General features: G+C 66.3%; 13 protein-coding genes and 1 pseudogene. 5 read left to right on the top strand and 9 right to left on the bottom strand.

The genetic code is table 11. The features are described from left to right. Positions 1–105: 105 nt before the first annotated feature. Genes L1081_RS28565 through L1081_RS28555 form a run of 3 tightly spaced genes read right to left on the bottom strand, consistent with a single transcriptional unit; the run spans position 106 to position 3,021 of the window. The gene (locus tag L1081_RS28565) at positions 106–795 is read right to left on the bottom strand and encodes an RraA family protein (protein ID WP_489416871.1); all 690 of its coding nucleotides are present in this window, start codon (positions 793–795) and stop codon (positions 106–108) included. A gap of 10 nt (positions 796–805) precedes the next feature. Then, on the bottom strand, positions 806–1,795 hold the full coding sequence (locus tag L1081_RS28560; RefSeq protein ID WP_489416870.1) for a tripartite tricarboxylate transporter substrate-binding protein: 990 nt from the start codon (positions 1,793–1,795) through the stop codon (positions 806–808). 17 nt (positions 1,796–1,812) lie between these two features. After that, positions 1,813–3,021, bottom strand: a complete 1,209-nt coding sequence (locus L1081_RS28555; RefSeq protein WP_489416869.1) for an aminotransferase class I/II-fold pyridoxal phosphate-dependent enzyme — start codon at positions 3,019–3,021, stop codon at positions 1,813–1,815. Between the two features lie 103 nt (positions 3,022–3,124). Between L1081_RS28555 and L1081_RS28550 the strand changes: the two genes are divergently transcribed. Together L1081_RS28550 and L1081_RS28545 are read left to right on the top strand one after the other, a co-directional pair. Next, positions 3,125–4,123: a LysR substrate-binding domain-containing protein gene (locus L1081_RS28550; protein WP_489416868.1), complete on the top strand. Its 999-nt coding sequence runs from the start codon at positions 3,125–3,127 to the stop codon at positions 4,121–4,123. A gap of 87 nt (positions 4,124–4,210) precedes the next feature. After that, entirely contained in the window at positions 4,211–5,137 is a 927-nt protein-coding gene (locus L1081_RS28545) for a protein NO VEIN domain-containing protein (protein ID WP_489416867.1), read from the top strand. A gap of 51 nt (positions 5,138–5,188) precedes the next feature. On the opposite strand, the gene L1081_RS28540 is transcribed toward L1081_RS28545, so the two are convergent. Beyond that, positions 5,189–6,187 carry an SLAC1 family transporter gene (locus L1081_RS28540; RefSeq protein WP_489416866.1) on the bottom strand — a complete coding sequence of 333 codons (999 nt, stop codon included), beginning with the start codon at positions 6,185–6,187 and terminating at the stop codon, positions 5,189–5,191. A 108-nt stretch (positions 6,188–6,295) separates the two neighbouring features. Here L1081_RS28540 and L1081_RS28535 point away from each other — a divergent pair, with 108 nt between their 5' ends. Next, complete coding sequence (locus L1081_RS28535; protein ID WP_489416865.1) at positions 6,296–7,249, top strand: DJ-1/PfpI family protein; 954 nt, start codon at positions 6,296–6,298, stop codon at positions 7,247–7,249. 46 nt (positions 7,250–7,295) lie between these two features. Here the strand turns inward: L1081_RS28535 and L1081_RS28530 are convergent, their stop codons facing one another. Next, positions 7,296–8,177 (bottom strand): LysR substrate-binding domain-containing protein, encoded by an 882-nt coding sequence (locus L1081_RS28530; protein WP_489416864.1) that lies wholly within the window; start codon positions 8,175–8,177, stop codon positions 7,296–7,298. Between the two features lie 104 nt (positions 8,178–8,281). On the opposite strand from L1081_RS28530, the pseudogene L1081_RS28525 reads away from it, so the two are divergent. Together L1081_RS28525 and L1081_RS28520 are read left to right on the top strand one after the other, a co-directional pair. Then, positions 8,282–9,219: pseudogene (locus L1081_RS28525) on the top strand (NADP-dependent oxidoreductase). Between the two features lie 40 nt (positions 9,220–9,259). After that, complete coding sequence (locus L1081_RS28520; protein WP_489416863.1) at positions 9,260–10,129, top strand: NmrA family NAD(P)-binding protein; 870 nt, start codon at positions 9,260–9,262, stop codon at positions 10,127–10,129. Here the strand turns inward: L1081_RS28520 and L1081_RS28515 are convergent. From L1081_RS28515 to L1081_RS28500, 4 genes are read right to left on the bottom strand one after another with little or no spacing between them, the layout of a single operon-like run. After that, entirely contained in the window at positions 10,104–11,792 is a 1,689-nt protein-coding gene (locus L1081_RS28515; RefSeq protein ID WP_489417977.1) for an AGE family epimerase/isomerase, read from the bottom strand. The two genes, L1081_RS28520 and L1081_RS28515, sit on opposite strands and share 26 nt — an antisense overlap. Positions 11,793–11,825: 33 nt before the next feature. Further along, complete coding sequence (locus L1081_RS28510) at positions 11,826–12,542, bottom strand: NTP transferase domain-containing protein (protein WP_489417976.1); 717 nt, start codon at positions 12,540–12,542, stop codon at positions 11,826–11,828. A 3-nt stretch (positions 12,543–12,545) separates the two neighbouring features. After that, complete coding sequence (locus tag L1081_RS28505; protein ID WP_489417975.1) at positions 12,546–14,105, bottom strand: phosphotransferase; 1,560 nt, start codon at positions 14,103–14,105, stop codon at positions 12,546–12,548. Beyond that, positions 14,102–14,473, bottom strand: coding sequence for an HAD-IIIC family phosphatase (locus tag L1081_RS28500; protein WP_489417974.1), 372 nt, complete (start codon positions 14,471–14,473; stop codon positions 14,102–14,104). Before L1081_RS28500 ends, L1081_RS28505 begins: the two co-directional genes overlap by 4 nt. Between the last annotated feature and the right edge of the window lie 3 nt (positions 14,474–14,476).

Below are 14,476 nucleotides of genomic sequence, written 5' to 3'. Positions count from 1 at the left end.
CGATCGATGCGGCACTCGGCAGGAAGGTTGAAGACCGTTCACTGCCGGGTTCAAGGGCGGTGCGGGTCGGGGCGTTCGGCTGCCGATAGTTCCCTGTGCGCTTTGCTAGAGCGTCTCGTTTTCCTTGAGCACCCCCGCGCTGCGCAACGCGGCGTCCAGCCACTTGGCGGCGGTGTTGCCCTTCTTGATCGCCTCGATCCGCGCGGCCTCGTCCTCGACCTTCCTGCCTGCGGCCTGGAGGAGCGCTTCCACCCTTTCGCGCTCGATGACGACCACCCCGTCGGCGTCGCCAACCACGAGGTCGCCGGAACGAACGGTCACGCCGCCAACGGACACCGGGTGTCCGATCCGCCCTGAAGCCAGCTTGGTCGGGCCGTTGGGATTGGTTCCAACCGAAAAGACGGGAAAGTCCATCTCGTCGATCTCGAGGCTGTCGCGCACCGCGCCGTCGACCACCACGCCGGCGATGCCGACCTGCCGGCAGGCGTTCATCATGATGGTGCCCATGAGGGCTGCGGTCTGGTCGCCCTTGCCGTCGATCACCAGCACGTCGCCCGGCCTGGCCAGCGCAATGGCGGCGTGGATCATCAGGTTGTCGCCCGGCCGCACTTCGACCGTGAGCGCGCTGCCGGCCAGCTTCATGCGGTGGCGCAGGGCCGCGATGCGGCCGTGCAGGGCGCCGCGGCGGCCTGCGACATCGGCCAGGATGGCGGGCTGGAACGCCGAGGCTTGCGCGACCAGGTCAGGGGAAATGCGCGGGAAGTCGCGCACGATATCGGGGGAGGGGCTCTTCATGTCGTTGTTCTCACTCGGCCTTGACGTCGGCGTCCTTCACCACGCGGCCCCACTTGCGTTTGTCGGCGGCCAGGAACGCACGGAACTGCTCGGGCGTGCTTCCCACGGGCTCCAGGCCGTCGGCGGCGAGCCGCTTGGCGATCTCGGGCGTCGCGAGCACCTTGGCGACTTCGCGCTGGATGCGCTCGACGACGGCGGGCGGCGTATTTTTGGCGGCGCAGATGCCCGCCCATGTCACGGGTTCGAAGTCGGGAATGCCGGCTTCCGTCACGGTCGGAATGTCGGGGAACGCCGCCAGCCGGCGCGGACTGGCCACCGCCAGCGCGCGCAGCTTGCCCGAACGCGCGTACTGCATCGAACTCACGGGCTGGTCGAAGATCATCGAGACCTGACCCGCCAGCAGGTCCGTCATCGCCTGGCCGGTTCCCTTGTAGGCCACGTGAACGATGTCGATGCCTGCGCGCGTCTTCAGCATCTCGCCCGCCAGATGGCCGCCCGTTGCGGTTCCGGAAGAAGCAAAGTTGAGCTCGCCCGGCTTCTGCCTGGCGTAGGCGACGAGCTCCTTGACGCTGGTCACCGGCAGCGTCGAGTTGACCATCAGCATGTAGGGCGCGTTGGTGACCTGCGTGACCGGCACGATGTCCTTCTCGGGGTCGAAGGGCATGCTTTTGAGGACGTGCGGCTGGATCGACAGGGTTCCGGTCGTGCACATCAGCAGCGTGTGCCCGTCCGCGGGCGCCGTGAGCATGGCCGAGACCGCGATGTTGCCGCCGGCGCCGGGCCTGTTGTCGACCAGCACCTGCGCACCGAGCCCCTCGGCCAGCTTCGGTGCGATCAGGCGCGCCACGACGTCGTTGGAGCCGCCGGGCGAAAAACCGACCAGGATCTTCACCGGTTTCGAGGGAAAGGGATCGGCCGCGAACGCATGGGCGGCGCACAGCCAGGCGGTGCCGGCGACGAGCCACGGCAGGAGTTTGGGAGGAAGCGATCGGACGTTCATGGCTGTTCCTGGTTCATTCAGACGACGACAAGTTCGTTGCGCGCCTGCGCAATGCGGCGGCAACCCTCCAGCAGCTGTTCGGTGCTGGAGGCAAAAGAGAGCCGGAAGTGCGTCGGCACGCCGTAGGCGCTGCCTTGCAACGCGGCCAGATCCTGCGCATCGAGCAAATGCATGATCCAGTCGTCGCTGCTGCCGATCTTCACCCCCTTGGGCGTGCAGAGGCCGAACAGCGCGCTGCATGAAGCAAAGACGTAGAAGGCGCCATCGGGCACCTGGCAATGAATGCCGTCGATGGCGTTGAGCGCCGCAACCACCGTGTCGCGGCGCTGCTGATATTCGCGCCGGTTCGCGGCAACGATGTCCTGCGGGCCCGCGAGCGCCGCGATGGCCGCAGCCTGGGCGATCGAATTGGGGCCGGACGTGCTTTGCGACTGGAGCTTGACCATCGCCTTGATCAGCTCCGAAGGACCCGCGCCGTAGCCGATGCGCCAGCCGGTCATCGCGTAGGCCTTGGAAACGCCATTCACCGTGAGGGTGCGGTCCTTCAGGTCGGGCGCCGCCTGGGCCATGGTGGCGAACTCGACATCGCCATAGATGAGATGCTCGTAGATGTCGTCGGTGAGTATCCAGACGTGGGGGTGGCGCCTCAGCACTTCGGCCAGCGCCTGGAGCTCGGCGCGCGTGTAGGTGGCGCCGCTCGGGTTGTTCGGCGAGTTGAGCATCAGCCAGCGTGTCTTGCCGGTGATGGCGCGCTCGAGATCCGCGGGCTGGAGCTTGAACCGGTTGGCGGCCGGGCAGTCGACGAACACCGGCACGCCGCCGGCCAGCAGGGCGATGTCCGGGTAAGACACCCAATAGGGGGCGGGCACGATGACCTCGTCGCCCGCCGCCACCGTGCACATGAGGGCGTTGAAGATCACCTGCTTGGCGCCGGTGCCGACGATGATCTCGCCCGGCGCGTAGTCCAGGCCGTTCTCGTTGCGGAACTTGGCGGCAATGGCTTCCTTCAGCGCCGGCGTGCCGCCGACATCGGTGTAGCGGGTCTGGCCGGCAGCCATGGCGCGGGTTGCCGCCTCCTTGATGTGCCCGGGCGTCTCGAAGTCGGGCTCGCCGGCGGTCAGGCTCAGGATGTCCCGGCCCATGGCGCGCAGTTCGCGCGCACGTTGGCCGGCCATGGAGCTGGGGGAAGGTTGGATGCGATGGAGCCGGGGAGCGATATGGAGCATGGGCGCAGTATCAAAGGCCATGCGCTGCGGGACAAAACGAGAAATCGGAGGATCTGGGTATTCCTTTTTTTCCTGCGGCGCACTGGGCTTACATTCCATTGGAATGAACTTCACCTTCAAGCAGCTGGAGGCTTTTCTCTTCAGCACCAAGCTCCAGAGCTTCAGCGCGGCGGCGGTGAAGCTGCACACCACGCAGTCGGCCATCTCCAAGCGCCTGGCCGAACTCGAGGAGTCGCTGGGCGGGACCCTGCTGCACCGCACCTCCCATGGGCTGGAACTGGCCCAGGCCGGCCGCGAGCTGCTGCCGCTGGCCGAGGAAGCCCATCGCCTGTGGCAGCGCATCCAGCACGACATCAGCGTGGACAAGACGCTGCGCGGCACTTTCCGCGTGGGCGTGACGGAACTGATTGCGATGACGTGGCTCACGCGCCTGATCCAGCTGCTTCAGAAGCTGCACCCCCAGCTGACACTCGAGCCGGTGGTGGACGCGGGGCTGACGCTCTTCGAGCGCCTCGAGGCCAACAAGCTCGACCTGTCCATCATGCCGGGCACCTTCTGGGGCCAGGCCTTCGAATCGATCAAGGTCGGGCAGGTCGACCAGGCCTGGATCGCGAGCCCGCGTCTCGGCATTCCGCAACGAGCGCTGGCGCCGCACGAGTTTGCCGACTATCCGGTGATCGAGCAGCCCGCAGGCGCCTCGAAGAACAAGTTCTACGAGGCCTGGCGCGCGGAGCACGGGTTCCGCTTCGGCAAGGTCATGCTGACGAACAGCACGACCGTTCTGCGGGAGCTGACGATCAGCGGCTTCGGCATCAGCCAGCAAGCGCTCGACTACGTGCGCCCGGACATCAAGAGCGGCCTGTTGCGCATCGTCAGGAGCGACCCGATGCCGCCACCGCTGGTCTACAGCGCGGTCTATCGAAGCGACAATTCCAGTCCCGCGCTGGCGCGGATCGTCGAACTGGCCGTGAAGACCTGCGATTTCAAGTTGCGGGCGAGCCAGCACGACGTGGCCCCGGCCCGGCCGCTGCGAGGCTCGAGCTCGAACTTGCGGCAACGGCCGGTACGCAAGGGCGTGAAGAAGAAGCCGGCGAGAAGCTAGCGTCGTGGCATTGGCCGGCGCGAGCGCCGGGCCCGCATCCGATGCGGCATACTTCCCACCCCCCGAACTCGCCAGAGACCCCGCTGAATGGACAAGGAAGTCGACCCCAAAGTGCTCGCCGTCATCGATGAAATGCGGCTGTCAGGACCACGGCTGACGCCGGTCGAGATCGTCGCGAAGATGGGTGTCTTCGATGCGCGGGAAAAGCCGTTCGATCATGCCTGGCTCGCGACGGGCGACAACGTCATCGCCACCATCTGGGCCGAATTCGTGAACATTGGCGCCGACGGGCGCTGGTTCTGCCTCGAGTCGCTGGACACGCAGCACCGTGTCGGCGGCGGCGTGCGCAGCCCCCAGCAGATCCAGCGCGCCAAGGACCGCCGTGCGCTGCTCAAGCGCACCGTCGATGCAGGCCAGGGCTTTCGCGCCGTGCTGCAGACCAACCGCGTCGCCATTGCCGAACTCGAGAGCAACAAGAGCGCGAAGGTCTCCACGCGGGTGCGCGACGACGCCGAATGGCATGTCGCCTCCTGGGATTCCGACCAGCAACTTGCGATCCTGGTGCGCGGTGCGCGCGGCTGGGTGCCCGGCGAAGCGGAGATACAGGCAGCCAAGGCGCGAGGCAGCGTGCCGGTCGCTGCGGCCGCCGATCCGGCCGCGGCGGCTGCCGAGCGGTCGGCCTCGCGGGAGGAGGTCCAGGCCGCCGCCATGGACTACGTGATGCGCCACTTCAAGGGCTACGGCTACAACGCCGAGGACGTCAGCAGCCAGAAGCTCGGCTACGACCTCGAGGTGTCGAACGCGAAGGGCGCCACGCTTCTCAGGGTGGTGGTGAAGGGCACGTCCACGGGGGTGCCCAGTTTCCGGCTCACGAGCGAAGAACGCGCATGCTCGGCACGCGAGCCGCTCTGGCGGCTGCTGGTGGTCGCCGATGCCATCGGCACCGCGGCGCAGCACAAGATCTACAAGCCTTCGGAGATGGAGCAGGCGCCGGGGTTCGAGCCGCTGGATTAGCTGGCGGGCACCGCTGCCTCGGGACGGCGGTGGGCCGGCCAAGCGCCTGGCTCAGGTGAACAGCTTTCCGTTGAACGCGATGCGCAGGGTACGCACGGTGAGCACCGCCAGCGCCACCGTCAGCATCCCGAGCAGCAGGATTGCGATCACCCACAGCGGCGCGCTCGCACGCAATTGCGCGTACTTCAACGCCGCGTTGGCCAGTGCGGCCATCGGGAAGCCGATCGCCCACCACGCGGGGGAGAACTTCACGCTGGGCCGGAACACCTTCGGTGCGACCACCGCGAACATGAAGAGCGCGAAGTAGAAGAGCAGCGCGGCAAAGCGGTCGATGCTGCCCGTGATGTTCGTGTAGGCGAGGAAGCCGACCGCGAAGGGCCCCACGAGGATCATCAGCGAGGGCGTCATCGCCGGCGCGAGCGGCGCCTGGTGCACCAGCCGGCCGACGATGAGCACGAACAGCACCAGTGCGAGCACCGCGCCCACGGCCATCGCCAGCAAGTTGAGTTCCGCGGCCCAGGCCATGGACGGGTCGTGCCCGGCGGTCACCGCGATGTCCAGCGTGGCGACGCCCGGAATCAGCCAGGCCGGCACCGCATGCGACGCATCCAGCTGCCCTCTGAGCAGGCGCGAGACCACCACGAAACCGAGCGCGAAGGTCGCGATCGCGCCCAGGGTCCACAGCGCGTGCGCGGCGGACGCGCTGTAGGGCGCGATCACGGCCGACAGCAGCAGCATCGAGATGACGATGGTGCCGAAGAAGTTGCCGGTCACCGGGTGATGGAATTCCGCATGCACGACCTGCGGATGCCTGGCCAGCTTCACCGCGTAGCCCAGCGCCAGCAGCATGAAGACGGCGAGCGCAAAGGCGCCGATGGCCTCGCCGATGACGGCTGGCGCGCCCAGGCTGCCATGTGCCAGCCGCCAGGCCAGGGCCAGCCCCGAAAGTCCCATGACGGAGCCGAACAGGTTGACGGGCAGGTTGCGCAGCGAAGCTTCGCTGGAGGGATGGAAAACCGGGAAGGGCGGATTCAATAACTCGTTCTGCATGATGATCTCGTTGGCTGAATTTGCTGGTATGGATAGTTTCTGCCAAACTGCCCGTGCCGCGGGCGCCGCGGCACGACGTTTTCCGCCAATCACCGAGCCTTCACCGCCATGCGTGTCGCGATCCTTGCCTTTCCCCGTGTCCAGCTGCTCGACGTGGCCGGCCCCGCCGACGTGTTCGCCGAGGCGGCGCGCCAGCTCGGACAGCCGCGCGCCTACCAGGTGCAGGTGATCGGTGCCGGGGCCGGGTTGCTCAAGAGCAGCAGCGGGGTGCGCCTGGCCGTCGATGCCACAGTGGGTGCGCATCGCACACCGATCGACACCTTGCTCGTGGCCGGCAGCCCAGACATCGACCAGGTCGCCGGCGATGTGGCGCTGCACAGCTGGCTCAGGCGCCAGTCGCGCACGGTGCGCCGCTATGGCTCCGTGTGCAGCGGCGCCTTCGTGCTCGCGGCCGCCGGGCTGCTGGATGGCAAACGCGTGGCGACGCATTGGAACTCCACCGCGCGCCTGGCAGCAGCCTACCCGCTGGCATCCGTCGAGCCGGACGCGATCTACGTGAAGGACGGCAAGCTCTTCACCTCGGCCGGCGTGACCGCGGGCATGGACCTGGCGCTCGCCATGGTGGAAGAGGACCACGGCCGCGAACTCGCACTGCGCGTTGCGCGCGAGCTGGTGATGTTCCTCAAGCGCCCCGGTGGGCAGAGCCAGTTCAGCGCCCACCTGGCGGCCCAGACCTCCGAGCGCTCGAGCGTGCGGCAGGTGCAGGACCACGTGCTTTCGCACCTGAAGGACGACCTGTCGGTGCCCGCGCTGGCCGCGTTGGCCGGGATGAGCGAGCGCAGCTTTGCGCGGATCTTTCGAAACGAGACCGGCACCACGCCGGCCGAGTTTGTCGAGAACGCCCGCATCGACGCCGCCCGTCGACTGGCCGAGGAGTCGCAGCTGCCGGCCAAGCGGCTCGCGGGCGAAGTGGGCTATGCCAACGTGGATGGCTTCAGGCGTGCCTTCGGCCGGCGCCTTGGCGTGAGCCTCGTGGAGTATCGAAAGCGGTTCGCAAGGTGAAGGCCGGGCGCGGCGCCGCCATGCTTGCCGCGGCCGGCAAGGTCTTCTAGCCGTTCAGCACGAGCGATCCCTGCGGATACTGCTCGCACATGAACTCGACGAACGCCCGGACTTTCGGCGCAGGAAGTCGCCTGGAGGTATGCAGGACCCAGAGCGCGACCTCCACGCCCGAGACCATGCCCCACTGAACCAGTTCTCCGCGCGTCAGCTGGTTCCACGCGATCGACTGCGGTATCAAGGCGGCGCCGGCGCCGGCGACCGCGGCGTCGCGAATCATCAGGAACGATGAAAGCCTGAGCCTCGGGACCGGCTCCACGATCAGGCGTCCGTCGTCGAGCGTCCAGTTGCCGCCTTGAAAGGTCGTTGCAACGACGCCTGGAACAGCGCTGACCTTGCCCTTGCCTGGCTTTGGCATGGGCACCGAGGGCGCGGCCACGACCACCAGCCGGTCCTTGGCGAAGCACCGGCCCACGAGGCTGCTGTCGGGGCTTGGATTGATCCGGATCGCGGCGTCGAACTGCTCCTCGACAAGGTCGACCAGGCGATCGTCCGCCACCACCTCGCAGCTGACATCGGGGTAGGCCGCGCAGAATTCGGCGCAGATGCGGCCCATCGCCAGCTGTGAGAACAGCACCGGCGAGGCGATGCGCAAGCGCCCACGTGGTACCGACAGGCCCTCGCGTGTGGAGGTCATGGCGTCGGCCACCTCGTGCATCGGCCCTTCGGTGCGATCCATCAGCATCTGGCCGGCCTCCGTGAGCTTGAGCCCGCGGGCGCTGCGCTCGATGAGCCGCACGCCGAGCTGCTCTTCCAGGTCCGCGATGCGCCGGGACAGGGTGGCCTTCGATCTTCCGCTCGCGCGGCTTGCCTTTCCGAGGCCTCCATTTGCTGCGACCAGCGCGAAGTCGGTCAATGCGTTCAGGTCCATGTGTTCCGGATTTGAAACGAGGTGTCTTCATTTTCGGGTCTTCGTTTTACGAATGCAACGGCCTATCTTCTCCTTATCGCAACTTCGAGATGAGGAAAATTGAAATGACCAACACCACGCAACGCGCCGTGCTGATCCGGGCCTATGGGGTGCTGCCGCCGCCGAGATCGCCGAGATCGCGCGGCCCGCAGCCGCAGAGGGCCAAGTCCTGGTCCGCGTTCGGGCCGCCGGCGTGAACGGCATCGACTGGAAAGTTCGCGAAGGCTTCGTCCAGAAGGCTTTCCCGCTGCAGCTGCCCGCCGTGCTGGGTATCGAGCTTGCGGGCACCGTCGAGGCGCTCGGCCCCGGCGCTTCGCGCTTTCGCGTGGGCGATCGCGTCATGGGGCCGCTGGGCGGGCTCGGTGCCTATGCCGATTTCGTGGCCGTCGACGAGGCGAACCTGGTGCGCACGCCCCAAAGCCTGGGCGACGTTCATGCGGCCGGCGTTCCGGTGGCGGCCGTGGCCGCCTGGCAAAGCCTGCACCACGCGGGTCCGATCACCGCAGGCCAGCGGATCCTGATTCACGGCGCCGCGGGAGGGCTGGGCGGCTATGCCGTGCAGTACGCCAAGCGGGCAGGCGCCGAAGTCTTCGCCACGGCGTCGACCGCGCACCTCGAATACGTGCGCAGCCTGGGCGCGGACCACGTCATCGACTACCGGACCGAACGCTTCGAATCGGTCGCGCAGGACATCGACCTGGTGCTCGACTACGTCGGCGGCGAAGTGCTCGATCGCTCGTGGCAGGTGCTGTCGAAGGACGGCGCGATCGTCGGCACGTCCTCGCCCGACATCCTGGCCCGCACGCCCCCCGGCCGCCGCGGACTGTGGTTCATGAACAAGTCGGACGCCGGCCTGCTGGAAAGGCTGGTGGCAGAGATCGCCGAAGGCACGCTGATCTCGAAGCTCGGCGAGGTCGTGGGCTTCGGCGACATCCCCGCAGCCATCGAACGCAATCGCACCGACCCTCGCATCGGCAAGGTGGTCGCGGACTTCTCGCGCTGATCGATCTTTTTATCCCTCTCTAACTTTCCCGGAGATTTTCATGAGCATTCTCGTCACGGGTGCCACCGGCACCATCGGTTCCCTCGTCGTCCAAGGCTTGTCCGCTGCCGGCGCCGAGGTCAGCGCCTTCGTTCGCACACCCGGAAAGCAAGCCTTTCCAGCGGGCGTCAAGGAGGTCGTCGGCGACCTGACCGACGTGCCCTCGCTGCGCGCGGCACTGTCGCCGGTGCGCACGCTGTTTTTGCTGAACGCCGTCACGCCCGACGAAGTGACGCAGGCCCTCGTCGCGCTGAACCTGGCGCGCGAAGCGGGCATCGAGCGCATCGTCTACCTGTCGGTCATTCATGCCGACAAGTTCACCGATGTGCCGCACTTCACCGGCAAGCACACGGTCGAGCGAATGATCGAGACCCTCGACATTCCGGCGACCATTCTTCGGCCGGCCTACTTCATGCAGAACGAGCGCATGGTGCAGCAGGTGATCCAGGGTTACGGCGTCTACCCGATGCCGATCGGCTCCACGGGCGTCGCGATGATCGATGCGCGGGACATCGCGGACGCCGCTGTCGCCGAACTGCTGCGCCGCGACCGCGCGTCTGCGCCCTCACCGCGCCTGACGCTGGAGCTGGTCGGGCCCGAGCTGTTGACGGCAGAGTCCGTGGCCGGCATCTGGAGTGCCGCGCTCGGTCGCGAAGTGACTTACGGCGGGGATGACGTCGCGGCCTTCGAAGCACAGATGGCCACGTTGGGCCCGTCCTGGCTGGCCTACGACATGCGCCTGATGATGGCCGGGATCCAGAAGTTCGGCATGCACGGTGCGGAGGGCGCAGCGGATCGCCTGCAGGCCATGCTCGGTCGCCCTCTGCGCAGGTACGCGGACTTCGTCAAGGAAGCGGTTGCCGGGTCGTAGGCGGCGCAAGCCGGCCGCCGCCCTCGAGGTACTTCCAGTACGCCACGTAGCCCGACAGGTAATGCTCCACGTCGTCGATGCGCACGCGGAAGCTGTGGTGGCGGATGAACGAACTGCCCACGATGCGCGACGGGTTCCTGAAGAACATCGCGAGCTCCGGCCAGAAGTGCCCCGTCAGCAGGTAGCGCGCACGCTGCTCCAGCGCACGGTAGAACTTCTCGATGTCGAAGCCTTCCAGCAGGTGCGCATGTGAGACATCGGCCTGCAGGCGAACGATCATCTTCTGCGCCGCCATCATCAGTTCGAGCAGCGTTGGAAAGGTGGTGATGCGGTCGAGCACGAAGTCGAGGTGGCCGCGCACGTTGTCCAGGCCGAAGCGCAGGTAGCGCTCCTCGGGCCGGTAGAGCGTGAGCTCGTTGACGCAGTAGCTCAGCCAGTGGTCATGCGCTTCCCAATGCCGGGCTGCGATGAAATGCTCGAAGGCCTTCTCGACCGCTCGCAGCCAGCGTGGGTCGCGCGTCAGTCCGTACAGCCGCATCAGGCCGAAGGCGGCTTCGCCGTCGTAGTAGATGATGCGGTTCTCTTCCTTGACGCTGAGGTCGGGATGGTTGAGCACATGAACGAAGCGGCCCGTTGCCGGGTCCTGCATGTGGACGATGCCCAGCGCCAGCTGCTCGAGCAGCGGCAGGTACTGCGTGTCGCCGGTGAGCTCGGTGTACTTGACCATGGCCAGCAGGCACACGGCGTTGCCGCCCAGCTTGATCTCGTCGTCGATGTCGACGAGAAAAGCGGCTTGCTCGCCACCCGGCAAGGTGATGCGCTGGATCAGCTTGCCGGTCAGGTGCCCCAGCGCCCGCTCGATGGCGGCCTTGTGCTCGGGCTGGCGCGTGAGCTCCCAGCCTTCGAGCAGCGCGTAAGTCGAGCTGGCGTGGCGCAGCGCGTTGTAGGTGGGAATGGCGCGATCGAAGCAGGGAAACCAGCCGTAGTGATACGCGCCGGTCGTCTTGACCTGGCGCGCCAGGTAGGCGGTGCTGGTCGCGGCGATGTCGCGGACCCGGTCGGCATCCCACGTCGGCAGGCGCCGGTAGCCGCGGTTGCGACCCTGGTGTTCGATGGCGTGAAGACCCTTGCCGTCGATGAACACGGCCCGCGTGTCGAAGATCCAGACCGGCTGCTGCCCCTCCGTGGGCCAATGCAGTTCCCGCCCGTGGCGCTGCTTGCCAAACAGCGCGAGGTTGGCGGCGTTCGGCGTCGCTTCGGAAAAATTGCCGTCGTAGAGCACGGCATGCGCCCCGATCTCTTCCTCGAGCATGGCCACCGACAGCTCGGCGTCGAATGCGATGCCGTGGCGAAAGTAGTTGCGCTTGGTCGTCGCCAGCGCCTGCTTGAGGGCCTGCCAGGTCATCGCGTGCACGGTATGCACCACGTCCACGCGCAGCCAGATGGGCGCGCTGCCCTGCTTGCGCAGCCATGCCTGCAGCAGCTGCGCGCCGCGGCGCCACACCTCTTCGAAGTTCTTGCCGCGGACCGTCACGACATGGGCGCGCTCTTTTCCGTGGCACACCGACATGAAGAGCACGCCCGCAGCGGAAGCCTCCATGCACTCGGCCCATGTGGCGGCAAGCGCCGGCTTGGCCGAGGCCAGCAGTTCACCCAGGCTCATTGCGCGTTCCTTTGGCCGTTCCGAACGGCGGCTTCATGCCCATTTTTTGGCGGCGGCTTCTTCATATTCCTGCGGGGTTCCACAAAAGACGATCTCGCTTCGGTCGATCAGTTCGTAAGCAACGCGTCCGCCGTTCTGGATCAGCATGTTGTAGCAAGGCGCGACGTAGTATTCGCCGCGGTTCACCAGCTTGTTGGCCAACTGGTGCTCAAAGGCATCGTTGAAGATTCGGGCGTCGGCAAAGTGATAGAGACCGTCGCTGCACAGGTTGGAGATGCGCTCCTTCTCGGTCGTCCGGAGCACTGCGTGGCCGGGTCCGGGCTCCACGAACGACCAGTGATCGCCCTCGCCTTCGAATACCTCCAGGTAGCCCAGCGCGCCGGCGGCCAGCTCGGATTTCCTGAACCCCGGCCTGATGGTGTCGATGTTGAAGATGTACACAGGCTCGTCGGATCGAAGTTGCTGCAGCCCGCGGTAGACGGAGTCGGCCTGGCCGAGGGTGTCTCCCTCCAGCTCGACGATGCGGAATTCCTTGACGCCCAGGCTCTTCAGTTCCTGCCTCAGGTACCCCGCAATCTCGTGATCGCGCCGCACCACGAAAAGAAAAAGGTCGTCCTGGAAGTAGTGCTCGAACGACTTCACGACGTGAAAGAAAACGCTCTGGCCGTGCAGCGGCAGGCGGTATTTGGGCAGCGCGTAGCCGGCCTCGGTGAAGCGGCGGCTCTTGCCCATCATGGGAATGACAAACATCTTTCAGTGCTCCATTTGCTCGAACAGGCGCAATGCATTGGCGAGCATGGCGCGCTGGCGGCGCGGGTTGTCCTGGTGCAGCGGCAGCATGGACAGGAACAGCATCACGGTGACCGGTGCGACATGGCGCGCCGTCATGCCATTCAGCAAGGGCAGGCCGGCGAACAGTTTCTGAATCGCGGCGGCGTCTTCATCGGCGTGGATGCGCAGATGAAAATCCAGCCCCGCGCCGTCGTCCACGTCGAAGGCATCCGCGACGATGTAGTCGTACAGGCCGATCACCGAATGCGCGATCTTCGCGAGGTCGTAGCGCAGGTCGCCCAGCAGTCTGGGTTCACCCCGGAAGTTGAGGCCGCGCGGGTCGATCACCTTGATGCAGTCCGAGCGCGTGTCGAACAGGATGTTGCTGAAGCACAGGTCGCCGTGCATCACGCCCGGCGCCAGCGGCACGCGCGCCGCGGCATCGACGCAGCGCTGCAGTATGTCGGACAACGGCGGCAACGGGCGCCCGTTCAGGCGCGTGGCAGCCGAAAGGCTCAAGCCGCAGCTGGCCGCATAGGCCTGCATCCGCTCGCGCGTCTTTTCCTCCAGCATCCCCCGGCTGTCTTCCTCCACCAATTGCCGCTCGCTCGCGGTCAGGGGCACGGCGGCCTGGCAGGCGCCGAGCCAGTCGGCCAGGTGCTTGAAGACCCGGGACCAGAACGCCGTGGAGTTGCGGCCATGCACATACAGCTCGTTGAGCGGCGCCATGCACATGTATTCGAGCTCGTAGCCATACCCGTCCGGATCCACCTGGCCGTGGCTCAGCAATTGCGGCACATACACGCGCAGGCGGGAAGGCAATGCGTCGAACCACTGGGCCTCGGCCTTGATCTTTTCAGCGGGGCGGCCTGTCTTGCGGACGCGGCGGTCGCCGATCATCAAGTCGTTGAACGAGCGCTGCGTGGTGATCTGGGCCCGCGACCGGTAGAAGGTGTTGACGTGGCCGAAATCCGACCACTTCTCGGAGTGGATACGCTGCAGGTAGCAGGCTTCGTCATAGGTGGACACGGCCTTCTCGAACGATCCGCGCGCGGCGACCAGGCACTTGGCCAGCCGGCTGACCGATTCAAACGCAAAGTAGCCGCACCAGACCCGCGCGCCGGCGCCCGAACCCTGGTCGACATGCCAGTCGTAGTCGTCGGCCGATTCGGCCACGCAAAGGCAGTCCCAGGCGGCCGGGAGGTCGAGGATCAGCGTGTCGCCAAGAAGGATGCGAAGCCCCTCGTCGTAGCTGCCGACCGTGTTGATCGAGAAAAGCAGCGAATCGGCCAGGGTGAGGCCGTCGGGCACCCGCAGCACCTGGATCGCCTGGGCTTCCAGCGCGCGCGCATCCCGGTGCGCAATGGCGTAGCTCTCGGGCAACGAGAGATAGATGCTCTCGGCGGGGAAGTGCGTGTGCAATACCGAGAGCTGCCGCAGGAACAGGCGGCGGTTGCCAACGGGCAGGAAGGCCGGCGGCAGGCGGCCGAATTCCGATTGCAGTTCGGAATCGACGTAGGCCGCGGAAGTGATGATGATCACTTCTCGCGCTCCAGCAATCGGGAGATTTCTTCCTGGCTGTATTTCAGGAACTCCGAAGGACGGATGGCGCGGTCATCCACATAGAACCCTTCTTCGCCGCACCAGGGTTTGCCCACATGGATCTCGTCGTAGGGCACGTCGTGCCGGCCCAGCCACTCGATGATGATCGGCAAGGTGTGGGCATTGATCTTTCCGATGTTGCCGGCAAAGCTGTTGACGTTGCGGCTGGTGTATATCGCGATGGAAAACCCCATGGCCCGGTAGGTGCGGAGCCGATCGATCATCTCCAGCCGCGGGCGGGCGTTGGCGTAGTCCTTTGCCTCCGCGATGCACAAGGTATGGTCCAGATCGAAGATCAATCGCTTCAATTC

The sequence above is a fragment of the Variovorax sp. MSC1_012 genome, assembly GCF_023667525.1.
GTDB lineage: Bacteria > Pseudomonadota > Gammaproteobacteria > Burkholderiales > Burkholderiaceae_C > Variovorax > Variovorax beijingensis_B.
Note: the sequence above shows the minus strand (reverse complement) of the source record. Positions and strands in the feature narration are given on the sequence as shown.

Excerpts from the sequence above, each read along its gene's own strand:
- L1081_RS28530 (WP_489416864.1), bottom strand. The coding sequence starts at position 8,177 with ATGGACCTGAACGCATTGACCGACTTCGCGCTGGTCGCAGCAAATGGA.
- L1081_RS28565 (WP_489416871.1), bottom strand. The coding sequence starts at position 795 with ATGAAGAGCCCCTCCCCCGATATCGTGCGCGACTTCCCGCGCATTTCC.
- L1081_RS28535 (WP_489416865.1), top strand. The coding sequence starts at position 6,296 with ATGCGTGTCGCGATCCTTGCCTTTCCCCGTGTCCAGCTGCTCGACGTG.
- L1081_RS28545 (WP_489416867.1), top strand. The coding sequence starts at position 4,211 with ATGGACAAGGAAGTCGACCCCAAAGTGCTCGCCGTCATCGATGAAATG.
- L1081_RS28510 (WP_489417976.1), bottom strand. The coding sequence starts at position 12,542 with ATGTTTGTCATTCCCATGATGGGCAAGAGCCGCCGCTTCACCGAGGCC.
- L1081_RS28555 (WP_489416869.1), bottom strand. The coding sequence starts at position 3,021 with ATGCTCCATATCGCTCCCCGGCTCCATCGCATCCAACCTTCCCCCAGC.
- L1081_RS28515 (WP_489417977.1), bottom strand. The coding sequence starts at position 11,792 with ATGAGCCTGGGTGAACTGCTGGCCTCGGCCAAGCCGGCGCTTGCCGCC.
- L1081_RS28540 (WP_489416866.1), bottom strand. The coding sequence starts at position 6,187 with ATGCAGAACGAGTTATTGAATCCGCCCTTCCCGGTTTTCCATCCCTCC.
- L1081_RS28550 (WP_489416868.1), top strand. The coding sequence starts at position 3,125 with ATGAACTTCACCTTCAAGCAGCTGGAGGCTTTTCTCTTCAGCACCAAG.
- L1081_RS28520 (WP_489416863.1), top strand. The coding sequence starts at position 9,260 with ATGAGCATTCTCGTCACGGGTGCCACCGGCACCATCGGTTCCCTCGTC.
- L1081_RS28560 (WP_489416870.1), bottom strand. The coding sequence starts at position 1,795 with ATGAACGTCCGATCGCTTCCTCCCAAACTCCTGCCGTGGCTCGTCGCC.